Origin of the sequence: Devosia sp. MC1541, from assembly GCF_012847305.1 — a bacterium.
In the GTDB taxonomy this organism is placed as follows: Bacteria; Pseudomonadota; Alphaproteobacteria; order Rhizobiales; family Devosiaceae; genus Devosia.
Map to the genome: position 1 here is coordinate 1 of NZ_JABBDZ010000029.1, position 15,456 is coordinate 15,456.

The following is a 15,456-nucleotide window of genomic DNA, read 5'->3' on the forward strand; positions in this document are numbered from 1 at the left end:
CTTCTTGGCCATAGCAAGATCGAGAACACAGTTCGTTACCTTGGCGTGGATGTCGACGACGCTTTGTCGTTGTCAGAGGCAACCGAAATCTGAGCAAGCGACTTCGCCGGCAGCCGGTTGTGCTTCGCCGGCGAAGCCCCCTATTTCGGTCGCTAACAAGCACGCGGGCACTTCCCCAAAGCGGACACCGGCCACCCTGCCGATTCACGACTAAGCGTGCCCGAAACCGACCCCATTTCAGACGTTGGCACAGCTAAAGCAATTTCCCCAAAGCAGGCCAATCACGGTCAACGTTAAACTCATATCTGGCGGCACCGCTGTTGCTGAAGATCCTTATTAGGCGCCTCCGCAGCGTCATCGGTCGCCCGAGTCAAAGGCATTCAGCAAGCTCCACAAATTGTCTGACGTCTGATCGTAATATCTGCTTGGCGCACCGACTGTTCCGACCTGAATCTTAGGATTCTCAGCGCGCCCCGTTTCTCCCAGATTTCTTGCTCCGGTCGAAAATGAGCGGTCGCGTGCGTAGACACGGGCGGCACCGCATCTAACTGTGGCCACGAGAAAAATTGACTCACACACGAATCTACCTAGAAATGAGTACGTATTTTTCGGTATAATTGTGGCGATTTCGGTTTGCGGTATGTTTCCACGCGTTGCCTAACCACTGCGGTTTTGGGTGTTGCATTGCTCAATTGCCTTCCACAGGCGAAAGCCCAAGAAGCAAATGCGCTGGCCCGCGTGCAGCGCGACGCGCAACAACAGCAAGCAGAACAATCAATGCGCTTGGAGGCAGAGCGCTCTGGCACCGCTTCAACGCTTTCCAACACTTTGCCGGAAGCACCAACTGATCTTGCGAATTTGGCGTCTGCCGAATGCCTCCCAATCCGCGAGGTGCTTTTCGACGGGGCAAGTCTCTTTGCTCAGGAGTATCTAAGTTCACTGCACGCAGGTCTCACCTGTTTTTCACTCGAACAGATGTTCGAGTTAGTTCGGCAAACCACTAATCTTTATGTCGATGCGGGCTTTGTTACGTCCCGGGCATATTTGCCAGAACAGGATTTATCCTCTGGTCACTTGCGTATCAGCGTCATGGAAGGTCAACTCGCAGATGTGGAGCTGGTAGAAAATGGGCAATCCCGTGCCATAGGTCATGTGGTTTTACCGGTTCAGTCGGATCGTGTTGTTCAACTGAGGGCCTTCGAACAGGGTATCGACCAGATCAACTCTCTGGGCTCGATGGATGCGAAAGTTTCATTTCGGCCAGGTGAGGATGTCGGAACGAGTGTCGGGATTGTCGAGATTTCGTCAGGCCTGCCGATCTCGATCAAACAAAGCCTCGACAACAGCGGAGCTGATAGCACCGGAAAACTGCAGTCAGCGACCAATTTGGTCCTCGAGGACACCTTCGGCGCTTTCGAAACGATCCGAGCGTCGTACAAGCGAAATCTAGACACTGCTGACAACAGCAAAACCTCTCAGAATGTCACCGCATCTTTGACACTTCCCGTGGGCGATTGGACTTTCGATGTCAGCTCGAACTTTTACAGCTATCGCTCGCCGATCACCGGCCAGTTGCAAACCTTTGAGAGCGCGGGCGAGAGCTGGAACCATACCTTCGACATCCGTCGCTTGTTGACACGCAGTCAGTCCAGCAAAACGCACTTAACTTTAGGCCTGTCCTCCAAGGCCAATCGGAATTTTCTCGCAGGATCATTGATTGACATATCGAGCAGAAACCTGACGATCGGTCGTCTTGGCCTCGAGCACGAGGAAAAACTATCCGGCATTGGCGTCGTTAAGGCCTCAGCTGGCGTTTCGCGTGGACTGCCCTTTCTTGGCGTGGATGTCGACGCAGATCCCTTCTCCATCTTCACCAAGGTGGATGGTCAGGTAGACCTCACTCTACAGAACCAGAATGGCATGACCTGGTCCACGACTGCGAGAGCACAGTGGAGCCCGGACCCGCTCTATAGCTCTGAGCACATGAGCGTGGGTGGCTCTTCATCGGTGCGCGGCTTTGAGAGCGCAGTCCTCGGCAGTGAGAACGCCGTGATTGTGCGAAATGAAGCTTCATACCGGACAGACTTCGACAACGACGCATTCAGGGCGATGTTCGGGCAAGCAGCTGTGTTCGGGGCGCTGGACCTTGGCTGGTCGTTTCCGGGTGCGTCCGACGCGGGCACATTGGGCAATGCAGCAGGCATCGCCGGAGGCATCCGCTTACAAAATGGCATGGTGTTTGGGGAAGTGAGCTTAGAGAAGTCTCTACTCTCCTCACAAATCCTCCCCGGCCAACCCGTTTATCGTTTCAGCTTTGGCATCGCCCCAATCCACTTTTAGTGAGTATATTCATGCGTCAGTCTTGGTCTTCGCGCCTCCTGCGCGCCGCTCGTTTGTCAGTCGCACTGTTCACGACTGGCAATCTGGTCGTGCAGACCACTGTAGTGACATATGCTCAGTCTCTTGCGGTCGATCCCTCTGGTACAGGCACAATAATCACCACAGCGCCAAATGGCGTGCCGCTGGTCAACATTGCACCTGCGAACGACGCAGGTCTCTCCCATAACCGCTACACGGACTTTAACGTCGGGAACTCGGGGCTCATCCTCAATAATGCCACGGCAGTAGGCCAGTCCGAGCTCGGTGGCATCGTCAACGCCAATCCCAACCTCGATGGAGGATCTGCAAGCCTCATTCTCAATGAGGTCACAAGCACCAATACCTCACTGCTGGCCGGTGTGATCGAAATACACGGGGTCGCTGCCGACCTCGTCATTGCGAACCCGAATGGCATTACCTGCAGTGGCTGCGGTTTCATCAATACACCCCGTGCCACACTGGCTACTGGTAATCCCGTTATTGGCCCAGATGGCAAACTTTCAAAACTGGCTGTTACAGGGGGCGTCGTTGAAGTCGGTAGTGGCGGACTGGATGCCTCCAATGTGGATTACTTCGACATCATCAGCCGCAGTGCAATCCTCAACGGTGCGCTTCACGGCAAGGACGTGGGCATATTCCTCGGAGCCAATGACTTCGACTATGACGCCCGCACTGTAGGCCAGAACGGGATTGGCAGCGGATCGACACCGGCATTTGCCCTCGACTCCTCTGCACTTGGTGGCATGTACGCGGGCCGTATCACGCTTGAAGGCACGGAGGCCGGTGTCGGTGTACGTATGCCGGACAATGTCGTCGCCGGTGCTGGCGGCATGTCGCTCACATCCAGCGGGAAGCTGGTGCTCAACTCTGCCTCATCCTCTGGCAACGTCAGCGCAAGCGCCACAGATCGATTGGAGATCACAGGTGGCGTCTACTCCGGCGGCACGCTTCGACTGTCTGCCGGGCAGGACCTCGCATTGGATAGCGGCTATCTCGCCGCTTGGAACGACGTGTCGCTGTCTGGGATCGGCATTGAACTTGATGGCGACCTTGTCGCGACTGGCGTCGACGGATCGGGCTCAATCACTGCTGGCAAAGGCACACTGAGTATAACTGCCTCGGGTGATTTGCATATTGGAGCCAATACGACCGTCCGCGGCGGCAACGCCGTGCTTGCTGAGATAACGGGTGACAGTACGCTCCTTGGGCAGTTGGCGTCGGATGGCGATCTCTCGCTTCGAACTGCCAACCTCACGCTCGGCAATGGGGCAGTGGTCGGCGCAGGCCTGGATAGCGTGGGCCTTCTTGCGGGCAGCGCCGATCTCGACATCAGCGCGGAACGTATCGACGCCACTGGCGCCCAGATATTGTCCTCGGGAGAGGCAGTGATCGCATCGACAGGCGACCTCAGTTTGGTCGGAGGCGAATTGCGCTCTGGCGGCAATATCACAGTCTCAGGCACCGGCGCACTTTCGAACGCGATGCGCATGAAAGCCGCCAGCGACTTGTCGTTGAACGCTGTCTCCGTCGCCAACACGGCGGATCTCCTCGCCGGTGAGGATCTTGTTCTCTTGGCCACAGCAGGTGTTGCCTCTAACACGGCCAAGCTCGAGGCTGGTCACTCGCTGGAGGTCAATGGATCACGCGTAGTCCAAAATGGCGAACTTAGCGCGCTCGATGAAATCAGACTCGTGGCGGGCGCCGATGGATTGATCCATTCAGGTGCCCTCGAGGCGAATGGCGCAATTGATGTAACTTCCGACGGCGGCATCGTCCTGTCGGGCAGTTTACGATCAGCTGAAGCTGTTTCCGTGGGCGCCGCGCACACCGTCAGCATACTGAGTGGCGGCGAGCTTGTCGCACGTGGCGACATCTCCATAGAAGCCGAAAACCTCAACAACTCCGGCGCCATCGGTGCTGGCAGAGACCTCGAAATTGGGCTCGACGGCTGGCTGCTCAATTCGGATCTCATCGCAGCAAAGCGGCACATCGACATCCGCCTCGATGGCGCACTGTACAACACCGGCACCATCTTCAGCGCCGAAAACTTGAGCATAGCTGGCCTTAATCAAACTGGCGCGGCGTCAGTTACCAATACCGACGCGCTGATCGAGGCGAACGCTGGCCATCTGTCTATCAATGCCGGCACGATCGAAAATACGACGACAGGAATCTCCGTTGGCACCACCAGCAGCACGACGACGAGTGGTGCTATTCCCCTGATTGTCGAAACGACCATCACCCGTGAATATCTGATTGGGACCATCAACCGAGCGCGCCTGCTAGCAGGTTCGGATCTCACTCTGGTTGGGGACGACATCACCAACACCTATAGCCTCATAGCGGCGAATGGTGATGTGACGCTGACGGGAGACAATCTCGTCAACACCGCCAGAGATCTGATTGAAACCACTCAAGTCACCACACGAAGCTGGTGGGAAGAGACGTACTGCGACAGCCTGCAAGTTTTTGGCGGTTGCTGGAGTGGCTGGAAATATCGATGGATCGAGAGCCCCCCGACTTACAGCACGGCCAGCGCAACGATTGGCGGGATATACTCCACCATCCAAGCAACTGGCGCACTCTCTGGCGACTTTACAGACCGCATCGACAATATCGCTATTCGTCAAGGTGCCGGCCAAGTTGGTCTCTCTTCCGGTGTTGGAACGACAGCTCCCGGCCTCGTTTCAGTCAATTTGACCTGGAGCAACAGTTCGGGCTCGGCGCCAAGCATCGATCTGTCAGGCTATCTCGCTGGTGGCAGCCTGCACCAGATCGTTCCTGATCCCACCTCCCCTTACCTGATCGAGACACGATCGGAATTCGTCGATCTCAGCAAATTCTACAACTCCGACGGCTTCCTCAGCACTTTAACCGGCTTCGATCCGGAGCTGACGCAGAAACGTCTGGGCGATGCCTACGTCGAGACGAGGATTATTCAGGAACAGATCGCGGCGCTCACAGGCCGCCGCTTCCTTGACGGTTTTGATACCGATTACGATCAGGTCAAAGCGCTTTATGACAATGCACTGGCCGCGCAAGCCAGCCTCAATCTGAGCCCTGGCGCAGCGCTTACTGCAGAACAGGTCGCAGCGCTTACTTCCGATATCATCTGGTACGAAACCACAACTGTTGACGGCATTGAGGTCCTAGTGCCTCGTGTCTATCTGGCCAACACGGCCCAAGACGGGCAAGCTGGCGGCGCACAGCTGCTGGGCAATCGCATAATCCTCGCCAGCGCCGACATGACCAATACTGGTCTCGTCAGCGCCGACGATAGTCTCGATATTGGCCTAACCGGTGATCTGCTCAATTTGGGCGGGGCCATTTACGGCCATGACGTCGTTCTCGATATCGAAGGGTCACTGCTGAACCTTTCGGGGATGATCTCGGGTGGCGATGTCGCCATTGCGGCGGGCGATCTGGTCAACCAGACGGCCAGCACACGAGATAACAACGCCACGGGCTTTGCTGATCGGGTCGACCAGACTGCCTCCATTGTCGCCCAAGGCAACCTTGACATTGCAACCGACGGGGATTTCTCGTCCATCGGAGGAAACATTTCTGCCGGCGACGATCTTGCCGTCTCCGCGGGTGGCGATATCAACATCGCCGCGCTCGAGCAGGAAACCTCATCGTCCATTACCTTCAATGAAGGTTTTGACAACCGCTACAGCCTCACCAACCAGCTCGCGACTGTGTCAGCGGGCGGGAATATTGATCTTTCCGCCGGAGGCGACGCGACACTCCTCGGAGCGGAAGTTGCGGCCGGTGGCGATGTGCACTTGGCAGCAGATGGAGACGTCACGGTCGCCGCTGTCCAAGACATCACCACGACTGATCGCTCGGTTACCTTTGAGCGCGAAGGCGTTCTTGGTTTCCTATTTGGCAGCGACCAAACGACGACCGAGCAGCACCAATCAGTCACAACAAGCGGCGGCGGTATCACCGCTGGTGGCAACATCGGCGTCACCTCGGCAGGCGGCGACATCGCACTTGATGCAGCAACTATTGCAGCAGAGGGCAAAGTAGAACTCGCGGCGCTTGATGGCTCGGTGACGTTCTCGACCAACATTGATAGCGATTTTGAGCGTCGGACGCGGGATACCGAAAGCCTCCTGTGGTGGACGGCAAGCGACGCAGGCTCGAGCACCGAGTCTGTTGTTCACACCATGATCCAATCTGGTGGTGGGCTCGACATCACAACCAGCGAAGGGATCGTCGTCCAGTATCGTGAAACCGGTGACCTTTCTGCCTCTATCGATCAACTGTCCCAGATCGAGGGCCTCGCTTGGCTGGATGATCTGCGAGATCGACCAGACGTCGACTGGCAAGCGGTCACAGCTGCGCAGGAAAACTGGGACTATTATGATCAAGGTCTGACCGAAGCCGGAGCCGCCCTTGTGGCCTTGGCCGTAGCAGCCGTCAGTGGCGGTACAGGCCTTGGCGCGAGCCTCACCTCGTCCATTGCCGGAAGCATGGGACTGGCTGGCAACGCTATAGCCATGGCGGCTATCGATGCAGGTGTTACGGCCCTATTGCAAAAGACCACCATTTCGATGATCAACAATCAGGGTGATCTTGCGGCAGTTCTGGCCGAACTCGGCTCGGAATCCACGCTTCGGTCGCTGGTTGGTTCGATCCTCACGGCGGGCCTAACCCAAGGCGCACTGGACATCGCACAAGTCGGCGCTGTCACCCCGGGCGCAAACTTCGGCCAGAATTTCGGCCAGAATTTCGTCAACGCGGCTCAAACAAACCTGATCAAGGCCGCAATCAAGGTCGGCGTATCAACGACCGTCGAAGGCCAACCGCTTGATCAGTCGCTGATCTCAGCTTTGCGGCTGGCTGCCGCAGATACGCTGGGGCAGTCTGTGGCGACCGAGATTGGCGTAGCGGCGAAATCTGGTCAGATCGATGTAGCGACCCAAATGATCGCCCATGCGGCTCTCGGCTGCGCTACGGGCGCCGTGGCCGCGGGCGATTGTGTGGGGGGAGCAGCGGGCGCAGCCGGTGGTGAGGCAGCTGCCCTACTCATGTTGGAAAACTGGACGCGTTCGACGTTGGTCCAGCTTAAGTCAGGAACTATCCAGGAAGCGGATCTCGCTGCCGATTATGCAGCGTTCCGATCTATGGGAATCAATGTAGCAACGTTGACCGGTGGACTAACAGCGCTCATCGTGGGAGGCGACGTCAGCACGGGAGGCATGACCGGCGGAAACGCCGCCAGCAACAATGCTTTCCCTGTCTTGCTAGCGATGGGCGTTCTTGCCCTACTCGAAGCAACAGACAGGGCACTGATCGTTAGTGACGGCATTCGCCTCGCTCGAGCACTAGATGCTTGTAATGCTGGCAACATCGCAGCCTGCGGTCAGGCGGAGCAAATCCACAATCAATTGGTGTTTGATGGTGTCGTTGAGCTCTCCATTGGAGTTATCCTCCCGGGCTCAAAAATCGCTACCGATCTGGGACGTTGGGCAAAAAGTGCTGTGGCCCCAAATGTAGGGACGAACCGATTTACTAGTATTACCCCCAAAAACGCGGATGAGGCCGAATTTCTCGCGAATGCCGAAGCAACTTTTGGAGTGAGCTCCACTTGGACCGGAGTAATCCGCCATCGCGATGAGTTAGTGATCCAGAGAGCGGACATAGAGCTAAGTGATCAGAACATTACTCGTATGAAGAATGGCCAGGCACCATTTGTGCGAGGAGCCAATGGTGCATGGGAGCCGCTTCAATTGCACCATGTTGGTCGTGAAACTGGTCAGATGATCGAAGTGACGCAATCTCAAAATCAGTATAACCCTCTAACTGGTGGCCCACTACACATCCCGGGGCCGGGCAGCCCTCTACGACAGTCCGGATATTCACACTCGTATTGGCAGATGCGCTATGCTGATTTTGTGAGTTCCGGCCTAATTTCTCCCTAGGAAATATGATGAGCACAGCACGTGATAGATTTGATCAATTGTGTAAAAATGGAGAAGTTGTCGGACCCGTTAGTGATTTTCTAATTTACCAGGCCGAAGCGGAGTTGGGGGTAAATTTTCCGGAAGAGTATCAGGAACTATTGCGAAAATATGGTGCGGTACTAGCAAATGGCCTGGAGGTTTATGGCCTTCCTGTAATTAAGGAGGATACTCCTCCTCTTTGGCAAAATGTCGTTTCTGTAACTAAGCAGCTCCGAGCGTGGCAGCAAGCTGGCGCCGATCGTACTAGCTTTATTCCCATTTCTGATGACGGCACTGGCGTCTATTTTTATCTTGATACCTCTGTCTCACCAGCAACGAAGATTTTCGCCCTTGGACCTGGGGTGAATCAGCAATTCAATATTGGTCTTTTCGATTTTTTGATTAAGCTAGCTGACGGAAAGATCCGACTTTGAGGAGCCATTTGCAGTTGTTCGGCATCAGCACCTGTGTCTCAGAAATGAGTTTGCGATCTAAGGAGAATTCTGGTCTCGTCTGAGCGCCGAATGGCCTAGGATGACGACGAAAAATAGCAAAGACGAAATCATCCGCAGAGCAGGTGGTGAGGGATATCTGCCTTCGGCCGGATGGCACTTTCCCGCCGGCGGCAGGATCGATGAGCCATTGCCGCTATGGATTTATTAAATCTTCGTAGCCTCTGGCGCACCCACCACACAGGGTGCACTTAACAGTGTACACGCCTGCCAGAAAGCCGACGCCACGTCGGAAACACATTAGTGGTGCCGTCAGAGGCCTGCGCAGAGGGATGATTACCGAGGCAACACCGGCTGTGCCAAAAGCACAGTACGCCGCCACAATCTATCGCGACGCCAGTCGCATACACCCCGGCGCCGCTCGAGCCGTTGGCCGGGCCCACGTGGTTGGCGCAATCTCAGACTAGTCCGCAAAACAGGCTTGGCGCTGAAGTTGGGGCGCAGGCGTGAGGCCAGCCAGCGGGCTCGGCAGGGCAGGCTAGAGAGCTTTAGGGACCGTACGAAGGGGCGAAGCAGTGGGGGCGGCACCCGACCCTCCCCTCCCTCCTTGTAGGCGACGCAGCCGGCAGGTCCCGTGTTGTGGGGACAGTAGTAATAGGGGGAGAAGGCCGCTCTCTCCCAACGACTGCTACGCGCCCCATATCGGACGTTCGGGCGGATCACGCGCTTGCCCGAAAGCGGACATCGCCGAAACACTTGGCCAGAGACCAGATTGGGTGGGTTGCGGACAGTTTGCTTCTGGCTGACATCCCTTAAAAGCGGACGTCATAGATTCGGCCAAACGAAAGAAGCCCCAAATCGACGGATGGACGGACACGTCCCTGTTTGAGGGCGAGCTTCAGTGAGAGCGACGTGTCTGCACTGTTTCCGCACGTCAAAATAACTTTTGCTAACTTATAAAACCAAGTCAGGTTTTCGTTCCGTCTTGCCGCCCCCATTGCCGGCTGGCAAAGTGGCCAAATATTGGGGGCTGCTTTGACTGACTGGTTTTATTCTATAAACGGCGGCGAGCCTGACGGGCCGCATGATGCCGAAGACATACGCTCGCTTTTGCTTGTCGGCACTTTAGACAAGACCGCATTAGTCTGGCGTGAAGGCATGCCGCAGTGGTCGCCTGTCCGCAGCGAGCCGGAGTTTTCGGATCTTTTTCCCACAGTAACTCCACCTCCTTTGCCAACTCGATCGGTGCCACCGGCGGTACCGCTTCAGGCGCCCCCGTTTCAGCCGCGGCAGGAAACCGCTGTAGTGCCTCATATCGTAGAGGCCGTACGTCTAGATCCAGAAGTACAAGACAGCACTGAGGAAGAATTCTCCGTAGCACCGCCCTCCAACGAGCCAACTTACAGTGGGACAGTTGGCCTGGCTGGTCCTTGGACACGATACTTCGCTCGTACTTTCGACATGTCACTGATTGGGACTGTGATTGCGACGGGCATCACGCTGGCTCTGCCCAGTATTAGCATTCCCCTGTCGCTTCAATGGTACATGGCTGATAGCCGAGCGGTATTCTTTCTCATGCTTCCGCTGATTATGATCATCAACGGTCTGATCATTTCGATTTTCGGCAACAGTCTCGGCAAGGCCCTGTTTGGCATAAAAGCGCTTCCTGTTTCTGGAGCACCGAAGTTCAGCGTTGGCGACACTGTTGTTCGCGAACTGACGGTTTGGGGAAAGGGACTTTGCCTGGGCATCCCCATTCTGTGTCTTTTCACGATGGTGCCGGCATTTCGGAAAGTGCGGGATAAGCTCCCAACAGACTATGACCTAGGCCGAGCTACCGTTCGGAGCTTTTCGAACAACACCTTTCGTCGCGTTGTAGGCATGCTTGTAACCATTGCTCTACTGTGCGGAATTTACGCTCTGAACGCAGTCGAGAAACTGGATCAGCAGCGTCTGCAAACTACTGCACGTTGGACCAACCCTGTCACTAGCCGCGTAGCCACAATCCCGGCAGGTTGGGCTCACGAAGTCACTGCAGGCCCGGACGGCGCACGCCTGGACGCCTTCACGAACGTGAACACCGGCGTCGTGGCTTTTATCGCTGTTGAGACGGCAGACATAACGCTCGAGCAATACAAGATGGGCCTGCAGACAGCCCTTGCCGCGACCACTCCTTTGGGCTCATGGACACCTGCAGGTCTCTCAATCCCCATGTCGAAAGCGTCTGGCCAGTCGATCGCCGACAAATGGCCGACAACCGTTTATGTCACCCAGGTTGGCTCTAACAGCTTCTGGAGGGTGGTCTACATCGACACGGGTAAGGCCACAGCTCAAGAAGTGGGAGTGCCAGAAATGACGATGGCATTGATGGGGACTGTTCGCTGATGGCGGCCTACAAGGGCGATTTTAATGACTAGTGACGCCGATAGCGAACAGTCGGATAAGACTTCGGCTGAGCAAGAAGCACCAGCTGCACCACTCAGAATTGTCCCAGCTGAGGACTTCGATCTGCTGGAATTTGAGGCGCCTATTGCAGGCGTCGACGAAGTAGAATGTCACGTTCTGGAATCTGCCTACCGCAAGGCGTTTCTAGATGCTGCAGGCGTAGAGCCCCAATCCGGCGTCTTTCAACTGCTGTCGCAGATTTGTGGCCTGCATTTCAAATTGAAGGATAAGGCTGAGACCTACGGCGCTCAAATCGTGATGGGCAGCCGCCGGTCATCAATACCTGCGGATTGGAAGGGCGAGCAGAACGAGGCGCTCAACGTTGTGTTTGATAAGGTCAAACATCCAGGCCTTCGGGCTCGCATAGCTGACGTTGTGTGGGTGAACGACAGAACCAAAGCTCCAGCTGCTCTTGAAGCCATCGAAGCCTATTGTGAGGCCGCGGAAGGCCTCCGTAGCGGCAAATACAAAGTTCGATTTGAGCGGGAATCAGACGTGTCGATCGAGGAGGTCGATCTAGTCGAGCGAGCGATCCAGATATCCACGATGACGGCGAAACGGGGCACTCCGCTCCCTAACCGCGTCATTTCGGCTGTGGATGCCTTGTACGATGCTGCCCAGGCCCATCTGGATGTAGTGCCTTTCAAGCGTGCCGCAGGCCTTCGTTTTCGACATTCTCTAATGGACAATCTGTCTCTGGCGAAGGAATTGGAGCAGTTTGCCCACGATGCCTCTAAGAAGGCGGAGGCATATCCCATGGCTCTTAAGAGCGTGTGGGAGTTGGCAGAATCTGTCTACGACTATCTCAAGTTGCCCGATGACGTGAGGCGATGTCAGCTTGCGTCTGTCGAGATGACGATCGCTATGAAGGAGCAAGTTTTCCAGGCGTCTGCAAAAGCGCACTGGCTACGTGAAGCGATCTCACAGCTGCGGAATATCCCCGATACCAAAGAGTATCAGGACCAGCTGTTCACGCAGATGCGTACACTGCAGGAAGAGGCCTTAGCCGAGCTCAGCTCCTTCAGCATTCCCATGGACATGGGCGACACAATCAATAGCACAATCAAAGTGTTTGAGGAATTGGGTCTCGCGGAAGGCATCAAGCAGTTCGCTTTCTTGACTTGGCCCAGCTCAGTTGAAAACCTCCGTGCCGAGGCGTTAGAGACGCTGAACGAGCAGTCCATTGTCTCCATGTTCGGCGCCACGCATCACGACGCCGATGGCAAAGTGATTGCTGAGCTTGAGGCGCCTGGCATCGGTGAGCAGCCCAGTGAGCAGTGGATCAAGTACAAGATGGAGGAGCTGGAGGGCTATCGACGCTTCCAGCTTGTGAACGGCTATATCCACCCCGCCAGGGAGTTCCTTTCATCGTCATTCCCTGTCAGTGAGCGGCACTTCTATCCAATCGTGAGATACAGTCCTTTCGTGCCGGCGAGCCACGAGCACATCTTCGCTTTAGGAATGGCCCGCTTTATCCAGGGTGACTATGTATCGGCAGTTCACCTGTTGATACCGCAGATCGAAAATTCGATCCGCCACGTTCTAAAAAACCTGAATACAGACTCATCGAAAATCCTCAGCGATATGGTCCAAGAGGATCGCTCTTTGGACGCACTACTGCGGAATTTCAAAGCGGAAATGGATCGGATTTTTACAGCAGACAACGTGCTGCAAATCGACCTGTTGTTTAACGGAAAGCCTGGTCCAGGACTGCGCCATGAGCTTGCGCACGGCAAGTTCAACACGGGGTATTGCTACCATCCAAACACCGTATATGCGCTGTGGTTTATCTTTCAGCTATGCGTGTTGCCGATCTTAAAGATATGGGACTCGCACGTGGCGCCGGCCATTGAAGCTAACAGTTTCTAGGGAAAACATGGTCAACGAGGTCATCGACGCTGCGTCCCCAGTGTTGGTCTATCCAGATGCTTCTGAAGCCTTGTGGCTCGACTTCTACCAAGGCGTGATCGGATCATTGGCTGGGCCCTTGGTCGTGATCTTGGCCATCTGGCTCTTCCACAAGCAGATACTGGCAAAACTGCCTGATCTCGATGGACTGAAGCTAGCTGGTGCCGAGATGAGCTTCAAGAATCGGGTTGAAGCCGTTGTTGACCAGGCGAAAGATATCGAGACCCCAGACCGGCAGGTGGCAAAGGAAAATAATCAGCGATTGACTCAGTTGGTTGATATGGCTGCAGCTTCACCAACCGGTGCGATTATTGCGGCATGGAAAGATCTCGAAGCAGCGTCTGATGCGCTTCTCACGCGAGCGAGCGTGTTGATGAAGATGGACTTTGATCAAGATATCTCTGATGCAAAACGTTCCAACATGCTGCGGTCGAAGCTAAGCATGAGCCGTAACTTAGCCCGCTGGGGGCTGTTGCCGTCAACAGAAGCGGAAACTTATGAAGGTCTTCGCAAACTCCGCAACCGTGCGATGCATGAGCCTGAAGGCGCGGTGTCGGTTGACGAGGCACGCTCGTACGTGCGGGTGGCCGACAAGCTTACTGACCTGATCAAGACCATCAGCCGAAATCTTGATGAAGGTCAGTAGGCAGCTCATCCCACCGCGTCGTAAACCGCGGTGACCGCATCTCAAACTTCGTGCTGAAGGTCTGCTGCTTCTTTGGCCCGCCCATCGTTGCCGCCGGCACAACGGTTGGACGACCCCAGCGCCTGTTTGCCTCGTCCATGGCAGCCATCACCTTGAAGGCCTTGTCGTGGTCGAGAGTATCGAAGAGTGCTCGTTGCGCAATGGCCGGCGGCACCAGATCCTGAGTGATGATAACAGCCTTGGTGTAGCGGAAGCCTGACTGCCATAGCCGATCCACAGCTCGCCTGGCAGCTTTGATGAGCGCCAGGGTGTCGTTCGTCGCTTCCGGGATGTCGACGGTCATGGAGACGCTGCACTGAGGATCACACCCGCGATGCAGTATGTCCGCTCATCAAGTCTCGATGCCTAAAGCTGACGGTCTGCAACCGGCCCCTAATCCGCCGTAAAATGAAATGTCGGACGCTGCGCCAGTACCAGGGCCACCTGAGGCAGTCGCTTGGCGAGTTCAGCTTAGCGCTCTTGGGCTTGGGGCAATACCAAAGTACGCGCGTCCTCCTCCTGATGGCGCCCCCGAGCATGCTGATAGTGATTGAGAGGAGTGCAGCCTTACTGGCATTTGCGATGAGTGTTTCGTGCTCGGGACTGATGGCCCGAGCACGCAGGCACAGCTTCTTCGTAGACCTCCGGTCATAGGCGACGATACGGATTGAGTCGGCGTCTGTGATCAAACTCTCCCGGAGGGCAGCGACGATTCCATGTCCGTATCGGCCTTCGAATACTCGACAGTTTCGAACGGCTCGTTGATCTCGGGTCGGAGGAGTTCAGCGAGCCGCTCGCCGGTTACCACACGTTCGACCAGCAGAGCTTCGACAAGCTTGCCGATATCGTCGCGGCGACGGTCGACGATTTCGCAGGCTAGCTCTAGTAGCCGGTCTGTTTCGGCACCGATGCGCGCCCAGAACGTGGTGCCTTGATAGTGTCGCAGGTCAGTGTTGCTCGGTGTGGTCAGTGAACCATAGAGCCCGAGCTCGAGCATCGCCGAACGCAGCAATCTGTTGACGGTCTCGAGGTCATTAGCCGCGCCTGCATGGGCACCACCACCCAGCACCATGTCGGCTGCGCGCCCGGCCAACATCAGCGTAGCGGTTCGCTCAACCATGTCGCGGGTCAGCAACGCATGATCTGGCTTGGCATGAACCCAGCCTCCCACGCCTTCGGAGCCGATGATAGAGATTTCCAGCACCGGCACGCCAAGCTCATGGGCGACCATGGCGTGGCCTGCCTCGTGCAGCGCAACAGCACGGTCCATCTGCGGCGAACGCAGACTTGGCGGTGCAATTTGGGCGATAAGGTCGCTCAGTGCCAGAGCACGTTTCTGAGCTGCAGCCGTGGCGAAAGCACCCGCGCACCAACTCTCGATTTGAGCTGGGGTAGCTCCGGATGAGAGGCGCGCTAAGGTGTCAATGCCTTTGGCCGTAATGCGATCGCCCAACACCTTGCGGAACATAGCCCGACGCTCATCCCCGTCAGGCAGCAGCACGCTGATGCGACGCTCGAGGCGCCCGGGGCGGATGAGGGCAGTGTCTAGCTTCCCGAAATGATTGGTAGCGGCGATCAAAAGCACTGGTCGACCGGATTTGCGCACGCGGTCGATCTCGGTGAGGACGAAGTTGAT

The 15,456-nt window shown here is 56.2% G+C and carries 8 protein-coding genes and 1 pseudogene; 7 read left to right on the top strand and 2 right to left on the bottom strand.

The window, feature by feature from the left end; translation table 11 throughout:
* From HKD40_RS17995 to HKD40_RS17235, 7 genes and pseudogenes are all read left to right on the top strand, one after another.
* A pseudogene (locus HKD40_RS17995) lies at nucleotides 1-93 on the top strand (integrase); the annotation flags it as partial.
* Between the two features lie 684 nt (nucleotides 94-777).
* Nucleotides 778-2,340: a ShlB/FhaC/HecB family hemolysin secretion/activation protein gene (locus HKD40_RS17210; RefSeq protein WP_169197005.1), complete on the top strand. Its 1,563-nt coding sequence runs from the start codon at nucleotides 778-780 to the stop codon at nucleotides 2,338-2,340.
* Between the two features lie 11 nt (nucleotides 2,341-2,351).
* Nucleotides 2,352-8,309, top strand: a complete 5,958-nt coding sequence (locus HKD40_RS17215) for a DUF637 domain-containing protein (RefSeq protein ID WP_169197006.1) — start codon at nucleotides 2,352-2,354, stop codon at nucleotides 8,307-8,309.
* Nucleotides 8,310-8,317: 8 nt separating this feature from the next.
* Nucleotides 8,318-8,764, top strand: a complete 447-nt coding sequence (locus HKD40_RS17220) for an SMI1/KNR4 family protein (RefSeq protein ID WP_169197007.1) — start codon at nucleotides 8,318-8,320, stop codon at nucleotides 8,762-8,764.
* Between the two features lie 1,053 nt (nucleotides 8,765-9,817).
* Nucleotides 9,818-11,167 carry an RDD family protein gene (locus tag HKD40_RS17750; RefSeq protein WP_210257154.1) on the top strand — a complete coding sequence of 450 codons (1,350 nt, stop codon included), beginning with the start codon at nucleotides 9,818-9,820 and terminating at the stop codon, nucleotides 11,165-11,167.
* Nucleotides 11,168-11,191: 24 nt separating this feature from the next.
* Nucleotides 11,192-13,096, top strand: a complete 1,905-nt coding sequence (locus tag HKD40_RS17230; RefSeq protein WP_169197008.1) for a hypothetical protein — start codon at nucleotides 11,192-11,194, stop codon at nucleotides 13,094-13,096.
* A gap of 7 nt (nucleotides 13,097-13,103) precedes the next feature.
* Nucleotides 13,104-13,781, top strand: coding sequence for a hypothetical protein (locus HKD40_RS17235; protein WP_169197009.1), 678 nt, complete (start codon nucleotides 13,104-13,106; stop codon nucleotides 13,779-13,781).
* Here HKD40_RS17235 and HKD40_RS17240 read toward each other — a convergent pair.
* The gene (locus HKD40_RS17240) at nucleotides 13,753-14,124 is read right to left on the bottom strand and encodes a DUF4113 domain-containing protein (protein WP_169197010.1); all 372 of its coding nucleotides are present in this window, start codon (nucleotides 14,122-14,124) and stop codon (nucleotides 13,753-13,755) included. The genes HKD40_RS17235 and HKD40_RS17240 overlap by 29 nt on opposite strands.
* 381 nt (nucleotides 14,125-14,505) lie before the next feature.
* Nucleotides 14,506-15,456: AAA family ATPase (locus HKD40_RS17245; RefSeq protein ID WP_169197011.1), on the bottom strand; the 951-nt coding region annotated here is incomplete at its 5' end.

Bases quoted from the DNA above. Each gene is read 5' to 3' on its own strand.
- HKD40_RS17240 (WP_169197010.1), bottom strand. From the start codon at position 14,124: ATGACCGTCGACATCCCGGAAGCGACGAACGACACCCTGGCGCTCATC.
- HKD40_RS17230 (WP_169197008.1), top strand. From the start codon at position 11,192: ATGACTAGTGACGCCGATAGCGAACAGTCGGATAAGACTTCGGCTGAG.
- HKD40_RS17235 (WP_169197009.1), top strand. From the start codon at position 13,104: ATGGTCAACGAGGTCATCGACGCTGCGTCCCCAGTGTTGGTCTATCCA.
- HKD40_RS17220 (WP_169197007.1), top strand. From the start codon at position 8,318: ATGAGCACAGCACGTGATAGATTTGATCAATTGTGTAAAAATGGAGAA.
- HKD40_RS17215 (WP_169197006.1), top strand. From the start codon at position 2,352: ATGCGTCAGTCTTGGTCTTCGCGCCTCCTGCGCGCCGCTCGTTTGTCA.
- HKD40_RS17210 (WP_169197005.1), top strand. From the start codon at position 778: ATGCGCTTGGAGGCAGAGCGCTCTGGCACCGCTTCAACGCTTTCCAAC.